20 protein-coding genes and 3 pseudogenes are annotated in these 19,763 nt (G+C 71.4%); 8 read left to right on the top strand and 15 right to left on the bottom strand.

Annotated elements, in window-relative coordinates:
• Positions 1–246: 246 nt before the first annotated feature.
• The 5 genes from ASG63_RS14855 to ygfZ all read right to left on the bottom strand — a co-directional run bounded on the left by ASG63_RS14855 (position 247) and on the right by ygfZ (position 3,373).
• Positions 247–525, bottom strand: a complete 279-nt coding sequence (locus tag ASG63_RS14855) for an exodeoxyribonuclease VII small subunit (protein ID WP_056217779.1) — start codon at positions 523–525, stop codon at positions 247–249.
• Between the two features lie 179 nt (positions 526–704).
• Entirely contained in the window at positions 705–1,238 is a 534-nt protein-coding gene (locus ASG63_RS14850) for a tyrosine phosphatase family protein (protein ID WP_056217777.1), read from the bottom strand.
• Entirely contained in the window at positions 1,238–1,840 is a 603-nt protein-coding gene (locus ASG63_RS14845; RefSeq protein ID WP_056217774.1) for an HD family hydrolase, read from the bottom strand. The genes ASG63_RS14850 and ASG63_RS14845 overlap by 1 nt, the downstream gene beginning before the upstream one ends.
• Positions 1,837–2,472, bottom strand: a complete 636-nt coding sequence (locus ASG63_RS14840; protein ID WP_056217771.1) for a DNA-3-methyladenine glycosylase I — start codon at positions 2,470–2,472, stop codon at positions 1,837–1,839. The genes ASG63_RS14845 and ASG63_RS14840 overlap by 4 nt, the downstream gene beginning before the upstream one ends.
• Positions 2,473–2,521: 49 nt before the next feature.
• Positions 2,522–3,373, bottom strand: coding sequence for a CAF17-like 4Fe-4S cluster assembly/insertion protein YgfZ (gene ygfZ / locus ASG63_RS14835; RefSeq protein WP_056217768.1), 852 nt, complete (start codon positions 3,371–3,373; stop codon positions 2,522–2,524).
• 116 nt (positions 3,374–3,489) lie between these two features.
• Here ygfZ and ASG63_RS14830 point away from each other — a divergent pair, with 116 nt between their 5' ends.
• Positions 3,490–4,827: a dihydroorotase gene (locus tag ASG63_RS14830; RefSeq protein WP_056217765.1), complete on the top strand. Its 1,338-nt coding sequence runs from the start codon at positions 3,490–3,492 to the stop codon at positions 4,825–4,827.
• A gap of 83 nt (positions 4,828–4,910) precedes the next feature.
• On the opposite strand, the gene ASG63_RS14825 is transcribed toward ASG63_RS14830, so the two are convergent.
• The 6 genes from ASG63_RS14825 to pdxH form a co-directional block, all read right to left on the bottom strand.
• Entirely contained in the window at positions 4,911–5,165 is a 255-nt protein-coding gene (locus tag ASG63_RS14825; RefSeq protein WP_055954093.1) for a hypothetical protein, read from the bottom strand.
• A 161-nt stretch (positions 5,166–5,326) separates the two neighbouring features.
• A complete protein-coding gene (locus tag ASG63_RS14820; protein WP_056217788.1) occupies positions 5,327–5,740 on the bottom strand; it encodes a TIGR02301 family protein in 414 nt (137 codons plus the stop codon).
• 47 nt (positions 5,741–5,787) lie between these two features.
• Positions 5,788–6,264 (bottom strand): NUDIX hydrolase, encoded by a 477-nt coding sequence (locus ASG63_RS14815; RefSeq protein ID WP_056217762.1) that lies wholly within the window; start codon positions 6,262–6,264, stop codon positions 5,788–5,790.
• Complete coding sequence (locus ASG63_RS14810) at positions 6,261–7,400, bottom strand: hypothetical protein (RefSeq protein WP_056217759.1); 1,140 nt, start codon at positions 7,398–7,400, stop codon at positions 6,261–6,263. The genes ASG63_RS14815 and ASG63_RS14810 overlap by 4 nt, the downstream gene beginning before the upstream one ends.
• Positions 7,393–8,115 (bottom strand): SDR family NAD(P)-dependent oxidoreductase, encoded by a 723-nt coding sequence (locus tag ASG63_RS14805; protein ID WP_055954102.1) that lies wholly within the window; start codon positions 8,113–8,115, stop codon positions 7,393–7,395. The genes ASG63_RS14810 and ASG63_RS14805 overlap by 8 nt, the downstream gene beginning before the upstream one ends.
• A gap of 228 nt (positions 8,116–8,343) precedes the next feature.
• A complete protein-coding gene (gene pdxH / locus ASG63_RS14800; protein ID WP_274534739.1) occupies positions 8,344–9,000 on the bottom strand; it encodes a pyridoxamine 5'-phosphate oxidase in 657 nt (218 codons plus the stop codon).
• Between the two features lie 103 nt (positions 9,001–9,103).
• On the opposite strand from pdxH, the gene ASG63_RS14795 reads away from it, so the two are divergent.
• From ASG63_RS14795 to fabI, 3 genes are all read left to right on the top strand, one after another.
• Positions 9,104–9,664 carry an RT0821/Lpp0805 family surface protein gene (locus ASG63_RS14795; RefSeq protein WP_056217756.1) on the top strand — a complete coding sequence of 187 codons (561 nt, stop codon included), beginning with the start codon at positions 9,104–9,106 and terminating at the stop codon, positions 9,662–9,664.
• 192 nt (positions 9,665–9,856) lie between these two features.
• Positions 9,857–10,804 (top strand): DnaJ C-terminal domain-containing protein, encoded by a 948-nt coding sequence (locus tag ASG63_RS14790; RefSeq protein ID WP_056217753.1) that lies wholly within the window; start codon positions 9,857–9,859, stop codon positions 10,802–10,804.
• A 193-nt stretch (positions 10,805–10,997) separates the two neighbouring features.
• A complete protein-coding gene (fabI, locus tag ASG63_RS14785) occupies positions 10,998–11,840 on the top strand; it encodes an enoyl-ACP reductase FabI (protein ID WP_056217750.1) in 843 nt (280 codons plus the stop codon).
• Here fabI and ASG63_RS24315 read toward each other — a convergent pair.
• Positions 11,821–12,215: pseudogene (locus tag ASG63_RS24315) on the bottom strand (AAA family ATPase); the annotation flags it as partial. The gene fabI and the pseudogene ASG63_RS24315 overlap by 20 nt on opposite strands.
• A 34-nt stretch (positions 12,216–12,249) precedes the next feature.
• Entirely contained in the window at positions 12,250–13,287 is a 1,038-nt protein-coding gene (locus ASG63_RS14775; RefSeq protein ID WP_056217744.1) for a polyphosphate kinase 2 family protein, read from the bottom strand.
• Positions 13,288–13,423: 136 nt separating this feature from the next.
• On the opposite strand from ASG63_RS14775, the gene ASG63_RS14770 reads away from it, so the two are divergent.
• The 4 genes and pseudogenes from ASG63_RS14770 to ASG63_RS26955 form a co-directional block, all read left to right on the top strand.
• Complete coding sequence (locus ASG63_RS14770) at positions 13,424–14,014, top strand: histidine phosphatase family protein (protein ID WP_056217742.1); 591 nt, start codon at positions 13,424–13,426, stop codon at positions 14,012–14,014.
• Positions 14,015–14,153: 139 nt separating this feature from the next.
• Positions 14,154–16,025: pseudogene (locus ASG63_RS27040) on the top strand (amino acid adenylation domain-containing protein); the annotation flags it as partial.
• Positions 16,023–18,245 (top strand): Pls/PosA family non-ribosomal peptide synthetase, encoded by a 2,223-nt coding sequence (locus ASG63_RS27035; protein WP_443189795.1) that lies wholly within the window; start codon positions 16,023–16,025, stop codon positions 18,243–18,245. The pseudogene ASG63_RS27040 and the gene ASG63_RS27035, both read left to right, overlap by 3 nt.
• Positions 18,246–18,287: 42 nt before the next feature.
• Positions 18,288–18,476, top strand: a pseudogene (locus ASG63_RS26955) (type II toxin-antitoxin system Phd/YefM family antitoxin); the annotation flags it as partial.
• A gap of 220 nt (positions 18,477–18,696) precedes the next feature.
• Here the strand turns inward: ASG63_RS26955 and ASG63_RS24305 are convergent.
• Together ASG63_RS24305 and ASG63_RS14755 are read right to left on the bottom strand one after the other, a co-directional pair.
• Positions 18,697–18,882 (bottom strand): DUF3606 domain-containing protein, encoded by a 186-nt coding sequence (locus ASG63_RS24305; protein WP_056348263.1) that lies wholly within the window; start codon positions 18,880–18,882, stop codon positions 18,697–18,699.
• Between the two features lie 65 nt (positions 18,883–18,947).
• On the bottom strand, positions 18,948–19,604 hold the full coding sequence (locus ASG63_RS14755) for an alpha/beta hydrolase (protein WP_056186925.1): 657 nt from the start codon (positions 19,602–19,604) through the stop codon (positions 18,948–18,950).
• Positions 19,605–19,763: the final 159 nt, after the last annotated feature.

Genomic DNA, 19,763 nt, shown 5'->3' with positions numbered 1-19,763 from the left:
GCCGGCAACAGACGCAGCGCCGAAGGCTCCGCCAAGCCGTCCAGGATCGCCGTCGCCTCCGACGCGGTCACCGCGGTCGCTTGCGCCCGCTCCGGCGCGATCTTGTCTTGCGAGGTCTTCTCTTGCGAGGTCTTCTCTTGCGAGGTTTCTTGCCGTGACACCGAACCAACCTCACGCCCGGAGGGAAAACATGCGCGCAATCACTTGGCGCCAATGAAGAATTTCGATCGGAAGCGGAACCGCCCCCTACTCGACGTCGAGGGGCGCGACGCCCGCCGCCTTGCCGTCGGTACCCAGGGTGATCTTCTGGATGCGTGCCTCGGCCTTCTGCAGCAGCCCTTCGCAGTGGCGCTTCAGCGCCTCGCCGCGCTCGTAGATCGCCACCGATTCGTCGAGGTGGACATCCCCCTTCTCCAGGCGTCGCACGATGTCCTCGAGTTGCTCCAACGCCTTCTCGAAGGGCAGGTCGAGGCCCGGCTCGTCCGTACCGGACGTCGACGCAACAGCGGGTCGCGTGACACTCATTCTAAACTACCCCATGATTCTGACGGTCTAAGCCGCGGGCCCGGAAGCCGACAACCCGATCCGGCCGGTGGATCGTCGTTTCGTTGTCCGGGGCGGCGTTTGCGCCACACCTCGCCCCCCGGTTTCTGCGCGACGACAGGCGGGACGCCCGAAGCCGGATCGCTTTCTCTTCGAAGTGCTTACGCGACGACTTGGAGGTCGGAGCTGAAGTCCAGCCGAAACGGCTCACCCTCGAAGGCCTCCGCGCCGCGACCGATCTCCGCGATCGCCGCGATCATGCGGCCATCGCGGTTCAGCATGCGGTCGGCGAGGGCCACGAACAGGGCGTTGGGCGTCGCCGACGGGGCGGCCGCCCGGAGCGCCTGGGCGATCTCGGCCTCGTTGCGGTCCGGGGCCAGGGCGCAGGCGACGATGTAGGCCGCCGCCGTCGAGCGGCTGATGCCCGCATAGCAGTGGATCAGCAGAGGCTGGGCCCGGTCCCAGGTTCGTGCGAAGTCGAGGATCTGCGCGATGTGGGGCTCCCCCGGCGTGACGTGTCCGTCCATCGGGGCGACGATGTCGCTGACCTCCACGACGCAGTGGCGTCCCTCCGGGATCCCCACCGGACGGGCGATCGCGGTGCCGACCTTCATCAGGGTCATCAGGTGGGTCGCACCGGACCCGTCGAGGGTCTCGGGCAGCCGGGACAGGGGGCAGACCTGGAGATGCGGCATCAGGCGGACTCCGGGCGCGCGAGACCATGGAAACGGGCGAGAAAGCGTGCTTGCGCCACCGCGGTGGGCCAGGGGACCAGCAGCGCCTCGGCCTCGGGACCGAGGGGACCACAGGCGCCGAAGATCGCATCGGCCTCCGCCCCGGAAAATCCGGCCAGACGCGTCGCCTCGTGATAGGCGGCGATGCCGTCGGCCCGCTTGACCAGGGCGGACAGGGCCGCGCCCGGTTCGGGAAGCCCGAAGCGCTGGCGGATGGCGGTGAGGAGCCGGCGCTCCACCGCCTTGTAGGAATCGCCGATCGCCGCCTTGAAGGGCGAGATGATGTCGCCGATGACGTATTCGGGAGCATCGTGCAGCAGCAGTTCGAGGCCGTGGCCGACGCCGAGGCCCGGCGCCTCTCCGCGGCCGATGGCCTCCACCAGCAGGGCGTGCTGGGCCACGGAGAAGACGTGCGGCCCCGCCGTCTGACCGTTCCAGCGGGCGACGCGGGCGAGCCCATGGGCGATGTCGGCGATCTCGATGTCGCGGGGGGCCGGGTCGAGGAGATCGAGGCGCCGGCCCGACAGCATCCGCTGCCAGGCGCGGCCGGGATCGCCGCTCATGCCGAGCCCCCGGCGGGCCGAGACCCGAGGGCGGCGCAGGGCCCGTGCCGGTGGCAGCCGAGGAGGTGATCGTTGGCGAGGCCGACCGCCTGCATGAAGGCGTGGACGATGGTCGGCCCGCAGAACGCGAACCCCTCCGCCTTCAGGGCCTTGGACAGCTTTCGCGAGATGTCGGTCTCGGTAGCGATGCCCGCTCGATCCCGCGCCGTCCCCTGGATCGGCGCGCCGTCGACGAAGTCCCAGAGAAAGGCCGAGAAGCCCTGCCCGCGCGCCTCGATGGCGAGGTAGGCCCGGGCACCCGCGATCGTGCCGACGATCTTGGCCCGGTTCCGGATGATGCCGGTATCCTGCATGAGACGGGCGACGTCCGTGTCCGTGAACCGCGCGATCGCCTCAGGGTCGAAGCCCGCGAAGGCGCGGCGGAAGCCCTCGCGCCGGCGCAGGATGGTGACCCAGGACAGGCCGGCCTGGAAGCCGTCGAGGATCAGCTTCTCGTAGAGGGCACGGCCGTCCCGCTCCGGCACGCCCCATTCGGTGTCGTGATAGGCGACGTAGACGGGGTCGAGGCCGGCCCACCAGCAGCGGGCGCAGCCGTCGGGATGGTGGATCAGGCCGGAGGCGTCGGTGAGCATCGCCGAGGGTTTAGCCGGGCGGGGCGGCGGCGTCGATGTTGGGGCTGCGTCAGCCGGCCAGCGCGGTCTCGGGAAAAGCGAAGGTCGCGAAGGACGGCTTCTCGACCCCGACCGGAACCGTACCCGCCCGCAGGGGCTCACCGGCCGCCAGGGCGTCGGCGAGGCGGTCGAGGCGCACGGTGCCGAGGGCCCGGCCGCCCGCGACGCTGCCGACGGTGCCGAGCGCCCGCTGCCCGGCGGTGATCTCGGCCCCGGTCTGCAGCACCTCGTCCGAGACCGCGACCAGGGGGACGATCCGGGTCCGGGCCGTGCCGCGATGTTGCATGCGCGAGACCACCTCCTGGCCGACATAGCAGCCCTTGCGGAAGTCGACGCCGCCGAGCTGGTCCATCAGAGCCTCGTGCGGGAAGGCGTCGGACCAGGGAAAGTCGCGCCCGCCCTCCGGGATGCCGAGGGCGATGCGGTGGGCGTGGTAATCGGCCTCGGTCGCATCCGCCGAGAAGGCGCCGAGCGCGAAGATCAGGCGCTCGCCCAGCGCCCCGAGGCGGCCGTCGCGCCGGCGGGTCACCGCGGCGGCGGTCTCGGCCCCGTCCCAGGCGGCGGCCACGCCGAAGGTGGGCTCGAGAGCGATCGTCACCCGGGCGCGCAGGCGGTAGAGCCCGAGGCGCTTGGCGAGGTCGGGCGCGCGCTCGGCGGCGGCGTCGAGCTGGAAGCCCTCCGGCGTGCGACCGACGAGGAAGTCGAACAGGATCTTGCCCTGCGGCGTCAGGAGCGCACCGAGGCGGGCCTCGCCGGGCTCGAGAGTCTCGACGTTGCAGGTCACCACGCCCTGCAGGAAGCTCGTCGCATCCTCGCCGGAGACGGTGACGACGGCGCGGTCCGGCAGCAGGGCGATCGGCATGGCGGCTCCTTGACACAAGCGGCGGCGGCATTGCGCCCCGTCCGGGCCTGACATAAGCCGCCCGCGACCCCGTCTCAATGTGCGTCCGGAACGCGGACGGCCCCAGGAGATTCGGAATGGACCAGCCCTTCGACCTCCTCCTCACCGGCGGCACCGTGGTGAACCAGGACGGCGCGCACCGCGCCGACCTCGGCATCCGCGCCGGACGCATCGCGGCGATCGGCGACCTCGCGGCGGCGCAAGCCGCCGAGCGGCGCGACTGCACCGGCCTGCACCTGCTGCCCGGCGTCATCGACAGCCAGGTGCATTTCCGCGAGCCGGGGCTCGACCACAAGGAAGACCTCGAATCGGGCTCGCGCGCCGCCGTCATGGGCGGCGTGACCACGGTGTTCGAGATGCCGAACACCAACCCGCTCACCACCAGCGCCGAGGCCCTGGCCGACAAGGTCGCCCGGGCGCACCATCGGATGCATTGCGACTTCGCGTTCTGGGTCGGCGGCACCCACGAGAACGCGCATCGGGTTCCCGAACTCGAGCGCCTGCCGGGCGCCGCCGGCATCAAGGTGTTCGTCGGCTCCTCCACGGGCTCGCTGCTGGTCGAGGATGATGCGGGCGTCACCGAGATCCTGAAGCGGACCCGCCGGCGCGCGGCCTTCCACGCCGAGGACGAGCCGATGCTGCGGGCGCAGAAGGACCGGCGCGTGCCGGGCGATCCGTCCTCGCACCCGGTCTGGCGCTCGCCGGAGGCCGCCCTGACGGCGACCCGGCGCCTCGTGCGCATCGCCCGGGCCACGGGTGCCCGCATCCACATCCTGCACATCTCGACGAAGGAGGAGATGGCGTACCTGGCTGACGCCAAGGACGTGGCGACCTGCGAGGTCACGCCCCACCACCTCACCCTCGACGGCGACGAGGCCTATGCCCGCCTCGGCACCCTGGTGCAGATGAACCCCCCGGTGCGCGGGGCCGACCACCGCGACGGCCTCTGGCACGGCCTGTCCCAGGGCGTCGCCGACATCCTCGGCTCAGACCACGCGCCGCACCTCCTCGAGGAGAAGGCCAAGCCCTACCCGGATTCGCCCTCGGGCATGACCGGCGTGCAGACCCTGGTGCCGATCATGCTCGACCACGTCGCCGCCGGCCGGCTGTCGCTCGCCCGCTTCGTCGACCTCACCAGCGCCGGCCCCAAGCGCCTGTTCGGCATCGCCCGGAAAGGGCGGCTCGCGGTCGGCTACGACGCCGACGTGACGGTGGTGGACCTCAAGCGCCGCGAGACCATTCGCAACGCCTGGATCGCCTCGAAATGCGGCTGGACGCCCTATGACGGCGTCACCGTGACGGGCTGGCCGGTGGGCACCCTGGTGCGCGGCCACGGCGTGATGTGGGAGGGGGCCCTGACCGCGCCGTCCCGCGGCGAGGCGGTGCTGTTCGAAGAGGCCCTGCCTCGGGCCTGAGTCCGGCGCAGCAAAAAGGGCAGGCACCCGGCGCCTGCCCTTCGGTCGTCCGCGCCGGTGAAGCGCCGCGGCGCCCGGCTTCGTTAATGCTGCGGACTGGTGGTGAAGGCGCCGCCGCGGATGCGGTCCGGGAAGCCCTCGGCGTAGCGGGCCGTGGCCTCCTCGCCATAGGTCGTGACGAGTTCCTGGAAGGCCGCGAACAGGGCGGCCTGGGCCATGCAGTCGCCGTCGAGCCCGTCGAGACAGCCCTCGGCGAACGCTTCCGAGACGTAGCTCAAGGCGACGCGCTTGTCGTCGAGATCCGCTTCGAAGGGCGCGGAGACCGTATCCATGTGCATGGGCCACATCATCGTTTGCGCCGGTGAACGACCCGGCGAGTAACCACGAGGATAGGGCGATCGGAGGAGTTCGCAAAGCCAGGAATTGCGAAGCGGTTAACGCGGGCCCTCAAATTCTTCGTTTCCGCCCGCGGCCCGCACCCTGTGGCCAACCGGCATCACTACCCGCCGAACCGGCTCGCCAGGGCGTGCGACAGGCGCTCGCCCTCGGTCACGTAGCGGGCGGCCGCCTCGTTGGCCGCGGGGGTGCAGACCCGGTAGGTCAGGCTGTAGCCGCGATAGCCGCGATTGTAGGCGCCGGCGAGCCGGTCGCGCCGGCTCGGGGTCACGCCCTCGGCCTCCATCAAGGCCTTCATCCGGGCCGGCCACTCGGCGGCATCGGGCGCGGTGCAGAGGTCGCGCAGGAAGGCGAGGGAGCCGATGACCTCCGAGAGACGGAGCAGGTCCCGGTCGTAGGGCGCGGGCGGCGGTTCGGGCGCGGGCGGCGGCTCCTTCTCCTTCTCGGACGGCTTCGGCGCAGGCCGGGACGAGCCGCCGCGGGATTGCTGGGCGAACCCGGCCTCCGGCCAGGCCATCAGCACGGCGAGGCCGCACAGGATCACGATCCCCGCACCACGAACCGTCACGCCGCGGGCTCCGCGCGTGGAGCGGCCCGGACGAAGGCCTCGCGAACGGTCGCGGCGAGGCCGGGGGTCGTCGCCAGGGTCTCGAGTTCGGCGAGGGTGGCCCAGCGCACGCCCAGGGCTTCCGGGCCGGCCGCCGGCTCGCCGCCGGTCCAGAGGGCCGCGTGGGGATGGACGACGTAGTGGTGGCGCACGCGGCCCTCGGGGTCGCGCAGGATGATCTCGGTGGGGCTGAGCACGCCCACGACCTCGGCCGACAGCCCGACCTCCTCCTGCAATTCGCGCAGGGCCGCCTCGGCGAGAGGCTCGCCCGCCTCGACGAGGCCGCCGGGAAGGGTCCAGACGCCGCGCATCGGCTCGTTGGCCCGGGCGGCGAGGAGCACACGGTCGTCGCGCAGGACCGCGATCGAGGTGCCGACGAAGGGCCGCGTCGGGAACAGGCGCGACGCGGCCGCCTCCGGATCGGTCCCGCTCACGGCGTCACCACGGCGATGCGACCGTCGGAGAGGCCGACGAGGAGGCGGGTGGCGGGGCCACGGCCGAGGCTGGCCAGCCCGAAGGCGGCGAGGCCGGGCAGGGGGGCACGCGACCGCTCGCGGACGCCCTCCTTCAGGGAGAGGATCGCCACGGCGCTCCGGTCCGCGATCGGCAGGGCCAGCTCGGGCGCGCCCTCGCGCTCCGGCTCGACCAGGGCCGCGAGGTCGACCTCGCCCTCGCCCGGGGAGACGTTGGTGTAGCCCGGCGCCTCCCGGGCCAGGCGCAGGGCGCCGGCCTCCAGGGCCCAGAGCTGCAGCTGGCCGGCGCCGTCGGGGGCCGCCACGGTCGCGATCTGGGGCCGGCCGGTGCCGGAGAAATCCGCGATGGCGGCCGGCTTCAGGGGCTGGCCTCCCGGGCCGGTGGCCTGCTCCGGACTGCGGGCCAGCAGGGTCCAGGCCGCTCCGGGCGTCGCCGCGGCACCGGGCTCGGCCTTGGCGAACAGGGCGAGGGCGGCCCCGCCGGCGGGCGCGACCGTGACCGCGAGGACGATGGGCTTGCCGTCCAGCCGGGCGATCCGCGGCCGGCGCAGGGCGAAGGCCGCGTCGGGGGCGGCCGAGAGAGGGGTGGTCACGACCGGCACGGGCTTCGGGTCGCCGCCCATCGCCACGGGCTGACGCTCGCGGATCACGAGGGTGCCCGCCTGCTCGGGGCCGCCGGCCAGGGCCGGCCGGGGATCCGCCAGATGGGCGCTCAAGGCGCCGGAGACCGCGCGCCGGGAGCCGGGCAGGGCGCCGCGCGGGGTCTCGGTGGCCGCCAGCCCCTCCACCGCCTCGGCGCCGAGCAGGGTGGTGGTCACCTGCCCGTCGACGAGGCTGAGGGCCGCGCCGCCGGCATCGCCCCAGACCACGGCGATCGGCGCCTCGGGCTCGACGACCGCCGGATTGGCGCTGCGGGAGCGGGCGAGGGGCAGCAGGCCGGAGGTCGCCACCGCGATCGCGACCTCGCTGCCGGGCCCCCGCAGGGCACGGGCTCGGAACGGCAGGTCGAGGATCGCCACCGACGGCTCCGCGCCGGCGGGGGATGCGGCGATCAGGAGCCCGACGAGAAGCGCGCGGCGCGCCCCCCGTTCAGACATGCTGGCCGCCGTTGATGTGCAGTTCGGCACCGTTCACGTAGGAGGAGGCCTCGGTGCACAGGAAGTAGATCGCCTTGGCGACCTCGTCGGGCGTGCCGAGGCGGCGCTGCGGGATGCCGGCGACGATCTTGTCGGTGCCCGGCGACAGGATCGCGGTGTCGATCTCGCCGGGCGAGATGGCGTTCACGCGGACGCCGAGGGGGCCGAAGTCGCTCGCCATCTCACGGGTCAGGCCGGCCAGGGCCGCCTTGGAGGTACCGTAGGCAGCGCCCGCGAAGGGATGCACGCGGGAGCCCGCGATGGACGTGACGTTGACGATGGAGCCCTTGGCCCGGGTCAGCTCCTCGCAGAGGCCGCGGGCCAGGAGGAGGGGGGCGAAGAGGTTGACCTGAAACACCCGCTGCCAGTCCCCGAACTCGGTGGCGATGGCACCCAGGCGCTCGCCCTGCGGGCCCTTCGGCGAGATGCCGGCATTGTTGACCAGCGCGTGCAGGAGGCCGCCCTCGGCGGCCAGGCGCCCGGCCACCTCCTCGATGCCCCGCACCGTATCCTGGGGGTCGGACAGATCGACCTGGAGGTGATCCTCCGGGCCCATCTCCCAGGGACAGTTCTCCGGGAAGGGATGGCGCGAGCAGGTGATCACCCGCCAGCCGGCGGCCGAGAACCGTTTGACGGTGGCGTGGCCGATCCCACGGCTCGCCCCCGTGAGCAGCATGATGCGCCGGCGTTCGTTGGATGAGGCCAAGACCGTTCCTTCAGGATCGGGAGGCGTCCGGCCGGCGGAACCGCCGTGCCGCCGAGAAACCCCCACGCCACCCCCAGGTCTAAGGGGCGCGGGGGCTAAAATCCAGGGTCATCCCGCGACGCACCAAGGGGCCGGCGCGCCGACGGCCGAGGGCCGTCGATCTCGTACAGGAATCCGGCCGAGGGCCGTCGATCCGCCTCAGGGATAGAGACGCGCCCCGCGCCAGGCCCCGCCATCGGAAGCCTCGCCGTCGCGGGTGAAGCGAACGCGATCATGCAGGCGGAAGGGGCCGTTCTGCCAGAACTCGATCGAGACCGGCGCGATGCGAAAGCCCGTCCAGTTCTCCGGACGCGGCACCGGGCCCTCGCCGTAGCGCTCGGCCAGGGCCTCGACCGCGCGCTCGAGGGTCGCCCGGTCGGCCAGGGGGCGCGACTGGCGGCTCGCATGGGCCCCGAGGCGGCTGTTGCGGGCGCGGCTGGCGAAGTAGGCATCCGCCTCCTCGGCCGTGACCCGGGTCACGGGGCCGCGGGCGCGGACCTGACGGCCCAGGCTCTTCCAATGCAGCACCAGGGCGGCCTGCGGGTTCTCGCGCAGCTCGTCGCCCTTGGCGGAATCGACGTTGGTGTAGAACACGAATCCGCGCGCATCGACGCCCTTCAGCAGGACCACGCGCACGTCCGGCAGGCCGTCGGCACCGGCCGTGGCCAGCGCCATGGCGTTGGGATCATTGGGCTCCGAGGCTTCGGCCTCGGCCATCCAGGCCGCGAACAGGGCCCAGGGATCGGTGGCGCGGGTGAAGTCGCCCTCTGGCCCCGAGGCGTTTTCGGCCGCGCTGCGGGAAGCGGGATCATCGATCCTTAACCGTTCCAAGGCGTAATCCTGTGGTGAGATCCGGGTCGGGGGCACCGACGTGGGACACGAACGTTTCGGCCCAACACGTCGTTTGAGATCAGGTGTAATGCGTCGGCGCGACTGTAAAGCCCAAGCCGTCCCGGAAATTCGTGTCCGCCGCCGGTCGCGGACCGTGCCGCAACGGACCACGCGGGCCATCGGCCTCAGCGTGCTGCTTGGCTTGAGCGGTTGCGGCCTGCCGATCATCACCTTCCAGGCGGAGGAGACGGCGGCCGGCGCCGTGGCCGTGGCGGCCAAGCGCGGCGACAAAACGAGCGCGGCGCTGCCGGACGAGCCGACGATCACGGGCAGCATCGACAAGCACCCGCTGGGCTTCGGCAACGACCTCGGCGCCGAGGATTGGCGCCGCGCCAACGCGGCGCTCGCCGTCGCCCTCGATCCGCAGGGCAACGGCCGTCCGGTGAAGTGGGACAACCCGGAAACGACCCTGCGCGGCTCGGTGAATCCCACCGGTCTGCCCTACGTCGCCAACGACCTCGTCTGCCGCGACTTCCTGGCCTCCGTCATCTCGCCGGCGGGCAGCCGCTTCGTGCGCGGGACCGGCTGCAAGCCCTCCGGCGGCGATTGGACCCTGACCAAGGTGCGGGCGGCGAAGGCGTCGTCCTGAGGGCGGTCTCGGCGCGCCATGGCGGGTCCGTTCGGATCACAGTGCGAACAGAAGCGTTGACGCCGCGCCAATCGCAGCGAATTCTCGCGCGAGACCGTTGCAGAGAAGCAACAGGCCGTCCACATGACAGACGAATCCGAAGGCGCCGGGCCCATGCCCGGCCCCAGGCGGCACCGAGAATCCTGAAGACCGATGCGAAATCCCTACGACGTGCTGGGTGTCTCCAAGGGCGCCAGCGAAGCCGACATCAAGAAGGCCTACCGCAAGCTGGCGAAGGCCTACCATCCCGACCGCAACCAGGACGACGCCAAGGCCAAGGACCGCTTCGCGGAGGCCAACAGCGCGTACGAGATCCTGGGTGATGCGGGCAAGCGCGCGCAGTTCGACCGCGGCGAGATCGACGGGGACGGCAAGCCGCGCGCCACGGGCTTCGAGGGCTTCGGCGGATTCGGAGGCGGGCGCGGCGGCGGCGGCGGGGGCGGCTTCGACTTCGAGAGCGCCGCGCGGGGCCGCGCCCCCGGCGGCGGGGGCGGCGGGGGCGGCATCGGCGAGGACATCTTCTCTCACCTCTTCGGAGACGCCTTCCGGTCCGCCGGCGCCGGCCCCGGCGGACCGCAGCGCGGCGCCGTGAAGGGCGAGGACGTGGCGGCCGAGCTCAGCGTCAGCCTGGAGCAGGTGGCCAGCGAAGAGAAGCTGCGCCTCTCCCTGCCGGGCGGGCGCGACGTGGACGTGGTGGTGCCGAAAGGCGTGGTCGACGGCCAGACCATCCGCCTGCGCGGCCTCGGCAATCCGGGCGGCCTGCGGGGCGCGCCGGGAGATGCGCTGCTGACGATCCGCATCCTGCCCCATTCCCGCTTCACCGTGGACGGTGCCGACCTGCGCGGCAGCGTGGAGGTGCCCCTGGAGGACGCGATCCTGGGCGGCCCGATCCGGGTGCCGACGCTCACCGGCGCCGTCGAGATGAAGATCCCGCCGATGACCGGCTCGGGCCGGACCTTCCGCCTCCGGGGCAAGGGCCTGCCGAAGAAGGACGGGACCCGGGGCGACCTCCTGGCGGTCACGGCCGTGATGCTGCCCAGCGGCGAGGATGCGGCGCTCACCGAGTTCGCCCGGGCCCGGCGCGCGGCCAAGGCCGACTGAAGGAGCGTCGCCTCGCGCGGTTCGTCGACCAGGGGCCCGAGCCTCCGGGCCGTTCCGCGACGGCCTCCCGGCGCTGTCAGGCCCCGGACTTCCGTCCCAGGCGCGCCTCCGCTAAGGATGCCCGGCGCGAACACGCCGAACCGTCGCCCGACGGGCCCGTCGGCACGCGCCACGGCTCTCGCTCAGGTGACACATGGCGGACACGCACCCGGTTCACGATCACGTCGGCGGCCTTCTCGCCGGCAAGCGCGGCCTGGTGCTCGGTGTCGCCAACAACCGCTCGATCGCCTGGGGCATCGCCAAGAGCGCGGCCGCCCACGGCGCCAAGCTCGCCTTCACCTACCAGGGTGACGCCCTCAAGAAGCGCGTCGAGCCCCTGGCGCGGGAACTCGACGCCCATGTGGTCGGGCATTGCGACGTCACCGATCCGGCCTCGATCGACGCGGTCTTCGCCGCCACCGCCGAGGTGTTTCCCGAGGGGATCGACTTCGTCGTCCACTGCATCGCCTTCTCGGACAAGGACGAGCTGACGGGCCGCTACGTCGAGACCTCGGAGGCGAACTTCACGAAGTCGCTGCTGATCTCGTGCTACTCGTTCACGGCAGTGGCCCAGCGCGCCGAGAAGCTGATGCCGAACGGCGGCTCGCTCCTCACGCTGACCTATTACGGCGCCGAGAAGTGGATGCCGCACTACAACGTCATGGGCGTCGCCAAGGCCGCCCTCGAGGCCTCCGTGCGCTACCTCGCCGCCGATCTCGGCCCCTCCAAGATCCGCGTCAACGCGATCTCGGCGGGCCCGATCAAGACGCTGGCCGCCTCCGGCATCGGCGACTTCCGCTACATCCTGAAGTGGAACGAGTACAACGCTCCCCTGCGGCGCACCGTGACCATCGAGGAGGTCGGCGAGACCGCCACCTACCTCGTCTCGGACATGAGCAAGGGGATGACCGGCGAGATCCTCCACGTGGATGCCGGCTACCACGTCGTCGGCATGAAGAACCCGGAAGCCCCGGACCTCAGCCTCGACAAGGACTGACGGCTGGCGGTCTCCCGCCTTCAGTCCTCCTCGGCGAAAGCGCAAGAGAGAGCTTGAGGCCTTCGATCCAGGTCGCACCCTCGCGCTTGATCACCCGGTGGGCGTGCGCCCCGCCCTCCGCCAGAATGGCGTCGGCCAGCCGCTCGGAATGGGTCACCAGCCAGACCTGCGTGCGCCCGGACGCCTTGACGATCATGCGGGCGAGAGGGGGGCCAGCAGATCCGGATGGAGGTTGGTCTCGGGCTCGTTGAGGGCCATGAAGGGCGGCAACCGATAGGCGAGCAGGGCGCCGGCCAGGGCCAGGAACCGCAGCGTCCCGTCGGAGAGTTCGGCCGCCTCGAAGACCCGCTTCGGATAATCGGGAAACACCATCCCGCACCACAACTTTTGATTGCGTCCGAGACCCGGGTCAATCCGGCACGGTCATCCCGGCGATGTCGCCCTGCGCCTTCGGAAACCGTGGGTCCATCGCCTCCAGGGTGTCGGCGATGGTGCGGGCGATGAGGAGGTTGCGGTACCATTTCCGGTTGGCCGGAACCACGTGCCAGGGCGCTTGCGGCGTGGAGCACGCGGTCAGCGCGTCCGCGAAGGCCGCCTGGTAGGCGTCCCAGGACCGGCGCTCCACGAGGTCGGCCGGATCGAACTTCCAGTGTTTGTCCGGATTCGCGAGGCGGGCCTCCAGGCGCTCCTTCTGCTCGTCCTTCGAGATGTGGAGGAAGAACTTGAGCACGGTGGTGCCGGCGGCGGCGAGCATCCGCTCGAAATCGTTGATCTGGTCGTAGCGGGCCCGCCAGACCGGCTCCGGCACGAGGTCCTTCACCCGCACCACGAGGACGTCCTCGTAATGGCTCCGGTTGAACACGTTGATCATGCCGCGCGCGGGCGCCTTGGCGTGGTAGCGCCAGAGGAAATCGTGGTCGCCCTCCTCGGCGCTCGGCACCTTGAACGACCACACCCGGCAGCCCTGGGGGTTCACGCCCTCGAACACCGCCCGGATGGTGCCGTCCTTGCCGCCCGTGTCGATGGCCTGGAACACCACGAGGAGGCTGCGCTTGTGCTCGGCGTAGAGCCGCTCCTGCAGGGCGGCGATTCGGGCGCGCTCGACCACGAGCGCCGCCTTGGCCTCCTCCTTGTCGAGGCCGCCATCGGCATTCGCGTCGATCGCGTCGAGGTCACAGCGGGTCTCCGGCCGGACGGTGACGATGCCGGGGGCGGCGGGGGCGAGGCGGGGATCGATGGTTTCGCCGGCCGCGCTCGCCCGGCTCTCGGCCTCGCGGGCCCAGTGCGCTGAGGAGGGCGGCCGGTGCCCGGACCGGCGGGCTTCACCCGTCTGCTCCGCCTTGCCGCGCGCGGCGTCCTTGCGGTGCGAAACGTCACGCTGCGACGCGGCAGCTCCGGTTTCTGCCGGACTCTGGCCCCGCCGATGCTTGCCGTGATGCTTCGACATGATGAGACTCGCTTGCTTGGGTGACGGCGGACCAGGGCGACTGCCGATGGGCAGGGCCAGGATGTGCAGGGCCAGGATGTGAGTGCGAAAACGATAGCCCGGCTCGGCCGTTCCGCCGAGCGGCGGGCGTGAGGCCGTGAACCCGATCTACTTCATCCGCCACGGCCAGACCGATTGGAACGCGGAGGGACGCCTGCAGGGCCAGCGGGACATCGACCTGAACGCCGAAGGCCTGCGTCAGGCCGGCGCCGTGGCCGACCGTCTCGCCGCCGCGGCCGACGGTGCCGACCTCGCCGCCATGGACTTCGTCGCCAGCCCGCTCACCCGGACCCGCCGGACCATGGAAACGCTGCGGGCGGCCCTCGCCCTCGACCCGGAGGGCTATCGCCGGGATCCGCGCCTGGCCGAGATCAGCTTCGGCGCCTGGGAGGGCTCGACCTGGGCCGAGATCCGGCGCTGGGATCCGGCCGGTGCCCTGGCCCGCGACCGCGACCGCTGGGGCTATCGTCCGCCCGGCGGCACCGGCGAGAGCTATGCCATGCTGGTGGAGCGGGTTACGCCCGCCATCGTCGAACTGACGCGGCCCACCGTGATCGTCGCCCATGGCGGCGTCGCCCGGGCGATCCTGGTGATCCGGGGCCATCTCGGCATCCGCGACGCGCCCCGCATCGGAATCCGCCAGGGCAGCGTCCTCATCCTCGACCGGGCCGGCTGGCGCTGGGCCTGACCGGCCGCGGCCTGCGCGTTCAACCCCGGTTCAAGCCGACCGCCCAAACGTGCTAGACGCGCCGTGATTTCGGCGCGATCCGGGCGCCTACCCGGCCAAAAGGACGGCTCCCGATCGGGCGCCGGCAGCGGAGCAGCGGATGACCAGTCTCGCCGAGACGACTCGGCCCCGGGCGGCAGCGCGCGGGCCTCAGGACACGTGTCCGTCGACGGACGCGGCCGGTCCGCGGGCGGTCCTGCGCGGCGCGGTCCGCCCCGACCTCATCCGCGACGAGACCCTGGGCGAGATCTTTCGCGCGAGCGCCGCGGCACGCCCGGATCATCCGGCCCTCGTCGACGGCGCCCGGACCGGTCCCGACGGCGCCCATCCGGCCTTCTCCTATGCGGAGGTCGAGGCGCGGGCCGGTGCGATCGCCCGCGGCCTCGCCCACCGGGGCATCGGCCCGGGCGACGTGGTGGGCCTCTGGATGGCGCGGGGCCCCGACCTGCTCATCGCCCAGATCGGCATCACCCTGTCGGGCGCGGCCTGGCTGCCCTTCGACGCCGAGGCTCCGGCCGACCGCGTCGCGGTCTGCCTGGAGGATGCCCAGGCCAAGGCACTCCTGGTCTCGCCCGCCCTGGAGCCGCAGGCCCCCGCCGGGACGCCGAGCCTCACGGTCGCGGGCCTCGCGTCCGCGACGCCGGAGCGCGCCGCGCTCCCCGACCTGCGCGCGGCGGGCCTGACGCCGGAACACCCGGCCTACCTCATCTACACCTCGGGCTCGACCGGCGTGCCGAAGGGCATCGTCATCAGCCACGCCAACATCTGCCATTTCCTGCGCTCGGGGAACGTCCTCTACGGGATGCGGCCGGACGACGTGGTGTTCCAGGGCGCCTCCGTGGCCTTCGATCTCTCGATGGAGGAGATCTGGGTGCCCTACCTCGTGGGCGCGACGCTGTTCGTGGCTTCGCCGGCCATGATGGGCGACGTCGAGAGCCTGCCGGACATCATCGCCCGGGCCGGCGTCACCGTCCTCGACACGGTGCCGACGCTGCTGGCGATGATCTCCCGGGACCTGCCCACGGTGCGCCTCGTGCTGCTCGGCGGCGAGGCCCTGCCCGAGCCCCTGGTCGCCCGCTGGGCGAGCGGCGCGCGCCAGCTCTTCAACACCTACGGTCCGACCGAGGCCACGGTGGTGGCCACCGCCGCCGAGATGCAGTCCGGCGTGCCCGTGACCATCGGCGGCCCGATCCCGAATTATTCGGTGTATGTCGCGGGCGAGGCGCTCGAGCTTCTCGCGCGGGGGCAGCCCGGCGAACTCCTGATCGGCGGTCCGGGCGTCGCCAAGGGCTACCTGAAGCGCCCCGAGCTGACAGCGGAAAAATTCATCGCCAACCCCTACGCCTCGGATGGGACCGACCCGGTCCTGTACCGCTCCGGCGACGCGGTCTCCCTGGATGCCGCCGGCAACATCCTGTTCCACGGCCGCATCGACGATCAGGTGAAGATCCGCGGCTTCCGGGTGGAGCTCGGCGAGATCGAGTCGCGCATCCAGGTCCTGCCCGGCATCAACCAGGCGGCGGTGGTGCTGCGCCAGGACGACGGGGTCGACCGCCTCGTCGCCTTCCTGGTGCCAGACCGCGGCACCGAGATCGACCGGGTCGCCCTGCGTCACACGCTCGCCGAGCAGATGCCGCCCTACATGGTGCCGGGGCATTTCGAGACCGTGGAGGTGCTGCCCCGCCTGACCTCGGGCAAGGTCGACCGCAAGGCCCTGCGCATCGCCACCCTCACGGTGGCCGACACGTCGGGCGAGCAGGAGCCGCCGCGCAACGAGACCGAAGCCGCGCTGCTCGCCGCCGCCAACCGCATCTTCGGCAACCAGGCGATCCCCTTCGAGGGCGACTTCTTCGCCGATCTCGGCGGCCACTCGCTGCTGGCCGCCCGCTTCGTCGGCGCGGTGCGCGAGGTGCCGGCGCTGGCCGCCATCACCCTGCAGGACGTCTACGGCCAGCGCACCCTGCGGGCCATGGCCGACACCCTCGTCGCCCGCACCGGCGGGGCCGGCACCGAGATGGCGATCCGCGATCTCAGCTTCCCGGCGCCCTCCCTGAAGCGGCGCTTCCTGTGCGGCCTCGCCCAGGCGGCGGCCCTGCCCTTCGTCATCGCGCTGGCCACGGCGCAGTGGCTCGGCATCTTCGTGACCTACCTGCTGCTCACCGGCGGCGGGCTCGGCTTCTTCGGCGAACTCGGCGTGCTGCTCCTGGTCTATATCGGCATCAACGCCGTCACGGCCGCCATCGCGGTGGCGGCCAAGTGGCTGATCCTCGGGCGCACCAAACCGGGGCGCTACCCGCTCTGGGGCGTGTACTATTACCGCTGGTGGCTGGCGCAGCGCCTGACGCCGCTCGTCCACGTCAAGTGGCTCCAGGGCTCGCCCGCCATCGTGTTCTACCTGCGGCTGCTGGGCGCCGACATCGGCCGGGACGCGCTGATTTCCGACGCGGAGATCGGGGCGCCGGACCTGCTCAGCGTCGGCCCCGGCGCCTCGCTGGGCGGCCGCCTCGTCATCGCCAACGCGGAGGTGGTGGGCGATGCGCTGATCATCGGTCGCGTGGCGATCGGCGCCGACGTCGCCATCGGCGCCTCCTGCGTCATCGGGCCCGACACGGTCATCGGCGACCATGCCGAGATCGGCGACCTCACCACCATCCCCACCGGCACGCGGGTGGGGAGCGCCGAGATCTGGGACGGCTCGCCCGGGCGCAAGGTCGGCGACGCCGACCCCGCCTCCCTGCCCGCGCCCGCCACGGCCTCGCCCCGGCGGCGCTTCGCCTTCGCGGCCCTCTACGCCTTCCTGCTGGCGGCGATCCCCGCCATCGGCCTGCTGCCGATCTTCCCGGCCTTCTACATCTTCGACCAGCTCAGCGATTCCCTCGGGGACATCACCGACATCGACTACCACTGGTACCTGCCGCTGCTGACTTGGCCCACCGCCATGCTGATGACGGCGGGTACGGTGCTGCTGATCGCCGCGATCCGCTGGCTGGTGCTGCCCCGCGTCTCCTCGGGCACCCACTCGATCTACAGCGGTTTCTACCTGCGCAAATGGGCCGTGGCGCTCGCCGCGGAGGTGACGCTGGAGACGCTCTCCTCCCTGTTCGCCACCGTCTACATGCGGGCCTGGTACCGCCTGATGGGCGCCCGGATGGGGCAGGGGGCCGAGATCTCCACCAACCTCGCCGGGCGCTACGACCTCGCCGATATCGGCGCGCGCAACTTCATCGCCGACGAGGTGGTGTTCGGCGAGGAGGAGATCCGGCGCGGCTGGATGTCGATGCACGAGGTCCATACCGGCCCGCGCGTCTTCGTCGGCAACGACGCCGTGGTGCCGCCGGGCGCGGTGATCCCGGAGGACGTTCTCATCGGCATCAAGTCGAAGCCGCCGGCGAACGCCCTGATGAGCCCGGGCGACACCTGGTTCGGCTCGCCGCCGATCAAGCTGCCCTCGCGCCAGCGGGTCGATCTCGGCTCGAACACCCAGACCTACGAGCCCGGCATCGGGCCCAAGCTCCGGCGCGGCATCTTCGAGGCGTTCTCGACCTCGTTCTCGCCGATGCTGTTCATCACCCTCGCGATCTCGGCGATCGATTTCTACTTCTACCCGGCGATCCTGGCCCAGGACTGGACCGGCCTCGCGGTCAGCTTCGTGGCGGTCTCCGTCGCCATCGCCTTCATCCAGTCCTTCACGGTGATCGCGGTGAAGTGGCTGCTGATGGGCGTCTACAAGCCCGGCATGCAGCCGATGTGGTCGTGGTGGGCCATGCGCACCGAGGCCGTCGCGGTGCTCTACTGGGGCCTGGCCGGCAAGGTGCTGCTGGAGCACCTCGTCGGCACCCCGTTCCTGCCCTGGATGCTGCGGCTCCTTGGCGTGAAGGTCGGCCAGGGCGTGTGCATGCTCACCACCGACATCACCGAGTTCGACTGCGTCACCATCGGCGACTACGCCACCATCAACCGCACCTCCGCCCTGCAGACGCACCTCTACGAGGACCGCATCATGAAGGTCGGCCGGGTCGAGGTCGGCCGGGGCGTGTCGGTGGGCGCCTTCTCGACGGTGCTCTACGACACCAAGGTCGGCGACTACGCCCGCCTGCGGCCGCTCACCATCTTGATGAAGGGCGAATCGATTCCGGCCCATTCGGAGTGGGAGGGGGCGCCCGCCGTGCCGGTGGTGCACGCCAAGGCGTGAGGGGCGGCCCTGGACCGGCGGCGACCTGCTGATCTGGTCCGTATGACCAGATCGTCGAAATCACCCGGGTTGTCGCATCCGCAGGGGGTCCGGCCGCTGCAGGACGCCACGGCGCGCTTCAGCGGACTCGTGCGCCGCGTCCGCAGCGAGGGCCCTCAGCACGTGACGGTGCGCGGGCGCGACGAGGTGGTGGTGATCTCCGCCGACGACTTCCGGCGACTCCAGGGCGCTCGCGAAGACCTGACGCGCGATCTGTACGAACCGGCCGGTGGCCGATGGCGCCGGGCGGAAGGACATCGTCGGCGGAGGGGTGGAGGGGCGCCCGCCGTGCCGGTCGGGCACGCACAGGCGTAAGACACAACAGTGACGACAAAAAACGGCAGCGCTCCGTCATGGAGCGCCGCCGCATGTCATTGAGCCCGGCGACCGTTGTGGATCCGCCGCGAGCCCGTTACGGCCACCGCTTTCCAAGGCACTGCGCGACCTTCGCCGTTCCGTTTCCGACGCGATCGACACAGGCTCGGAGTTGGTCTTCCGTGACACCGAACCGCTTCGTCCAGTAGCGCACCTCCCAAGCCTCGGTCAGGCTGATCTTGCTGGGATCTTCCGGACCACGGCGTTCCAAATCATCATTCATAGCGCTTCCTCAAGTTGCGCAACGAATGATATTCATCCGAAAATAAACTTCAAGTAGCCCTGCGATCACGCCGCCTCGGGCTTCGGGCCGAGGCGCTTGTCGAGGTAGGTATCGACGGTCTGGGTCAGCTCGTCGACCTTGCCATCGAAGAAGTGGTTGGCGCCCTCCACCATCTGGTGCTCGATGATGACGCCCTTCTGGGTCTTCACCTTCTCGATCACCGGCATGACCTCGCGGGCCGGGGCGACCCGGTCCTCGGAACCGTGCACGAACAGGCCCGAGGACGGGCAGGGGGCCAGGAAGGTGAAGTCGTAGCGGTTGGCCATCGCGGCGATCGAGATGAAGCCCTCGATCTCGGGGCGGCGCATCAGCAGCTGCATGCCGATCCACGAGCCGAACGAGACGCCGGCGATCCAGCAGGCGCGGGCCTCCGGGTTCACCGACTGCACCCAGTCGAGGGCGGAGGCCGCGTCGGAAAGCTCGCCCGTGCCGTGATCGAACGCGCCCTGGCTGCGGCCGACGCCGCGGAAGTTGAAGCGCAGCGCCGCGAAGCCGCGATTGGCGAAGGTGTAGAAAAGGTTGTACACGATTTGATTGTTCATCGTGCCCCCGAATTGCGGGTGCGGGTGCAGCACGATCGCGATCGGGGCGCCCTTCTTCTTGGGCGCCTGGTAGCGCCCCTCGAGACGGCCGGCGGGACCGGTGAAGATGACTTCGGGCATGGAAACCAACACTCCTGAGCGGATGCCCGGGCGGGCATCGCACGGTGGATCGCCGACGCGAGGGAAACACGCGCGCGTCCGACGCCTGGGCAAAGCCGTGAGGCGTGCCTTGACTCGCCCGGCCACGAACCTAAAAGCACTCTTAGAATAATTCTAGCG

Origin of the sequence: Methylobacterium sp. Leaf94 (assembly GCF_001426045.1) — a bacterium.
Taxonomy (GTDB): domain Bacteria; phylum Pseudomonadota; class Alphaproteobacteria; order Rhizobiales; family Beijerinckiaceae; genus Methylobacterium.
This window is presented reverse-complemented; position numbering and strand designations above follow the sequence as displayed.

What these genes read in the sequence shown, in the direction of transcription:
- ASG63_RS14855 (WP_056217779.1), bottom strand. Translation starts at nt 525, where the DNA reads ATGAGTGTCACGCGACCCGCTGTTGCGTCGACGTCCGGTACGGACGAG.
- ASG63_RS14850 (WP_056217777.1), bottom strand. Translation starts at nt 1,238, where the DNA reads ATGCCGCATCTCCAGGTCTGCCCCCTGTCCCGGCTGCCCGAGACCCTC.
- ASG63_RS14845 (WP_056217774.1), bottom strand. Translation starts at nt 1,840, where the DNA reads ATGAGCGGCGATCCCGGCCGCGCCTGGCAGCGGATGCTGTCGGGCCGG.
- ASG63_RS14840 (WP_056217771.1), bottom strand. Translation starts at nt 2,472, where the DNA reads ATGCTCACCGACGCCTCCGGCCTGATCCACCATCCCGACGGCTGCGCC.
- ygfZ (WP_056217768.1), bottom strand. Translation starts at nt 3,373, where the DNA reads ATGCCGATCGCCCTGCTGCCGGACCGCGCCGTCGTCACCGTCTCCGGC.
- ASG63_RS14830 (WP_056217765.1), top strand. Translation starts at nt 3,490, where the DNA reads ATGGACCAGCCCTTCGACCTCCTCCTCACCGGCGGCACCGTGGTGAAC.
- ASG63_RS14825 (WP_055954093.1), bottom strand. Translation starts at nt 5,165, where the DNA reads ATGCACATGGATACGGTCTCCGCGCCCTTCGAAGCGGATCTCGACGAC.
- ASG63_RS14820 (WP_056217788.1), bottom strand. Translation starts at nt 5,740, where the DNA reads ATGGCCTGGCCGGAGGCCGGGTTCGCCCAGCAATCCCGCGGCGGCTCG.
- ASG63_RS14810 (WP_056217759.1), bottom strand. Translation starts at nt 7,400, where the DNA reads ATGTCTGAACGGGGGGCGCGCCGCGCGCTTCTCGTCGGGCTCCTGATC.
- ASG63_RS14805 (WP_055954102.1), bottom strand. Translation starts at nt 8,115, where the DNA reads ATGCTGCTCACGGGGGCGAGCCGTGGGATCGGCCACGCCACCGTCAAA.
- ASG63_RS14795 (WP_056217756.1), top strand. Translation starts at nt 9,104, where the DNA reads ATGCGTCGGCGCGACTGTAAAGCCCAAGCCGTCCCGGAAATTCGTGTC.
- ASG63_RS14790 (WP_056217753.1), top strand. Translation starts at nt 9,857, where the DNA reads ATGCGAAATCCCTACGACGTGCTGGGTGTCTCCAAGGGCGCCAGCGAA.
- fabI (WP_056217750.1), top strand. Translation starts at nt 10,998, where the DNA reads ATGGCGGACACGCACCCGGTTCACGATCACGTCGGCGGCCTTCTCGCC.
- ASG63_RS14775 (WP_056217744.1), bottom strand. Translation starts at nt 13,287, where the DNA reads ATGTCGAAGCATCACGGCAAGCATCGGCGGGGCCAGAGTCCGGCAGAA.
- ASG63_RS27035 (WP_443189795.1), top strand. Translation starts at nt 16,023, where the DNA reads ATGGCCGACACCCTCGTCGCCCGCACCGGCGGGGCCGGCACCGAGATG.
- ASG63_RS24305 (WP_056348263.1), bottom strand. Translation starts at nt 18,882, where the DNA reads ATGAATGATGATTTGGAACGCCGTGGTCCGGAAGATCCCAGCAAGATC.
- ASG63_RS14755 (WP_056186925.1), bottom strand. Translation starts at nt 19,604, where the DNA reads ATGCCCGAAGTCATCTTCACCGGTCCCGCCGGCCGTCTCGAGGGGCGC.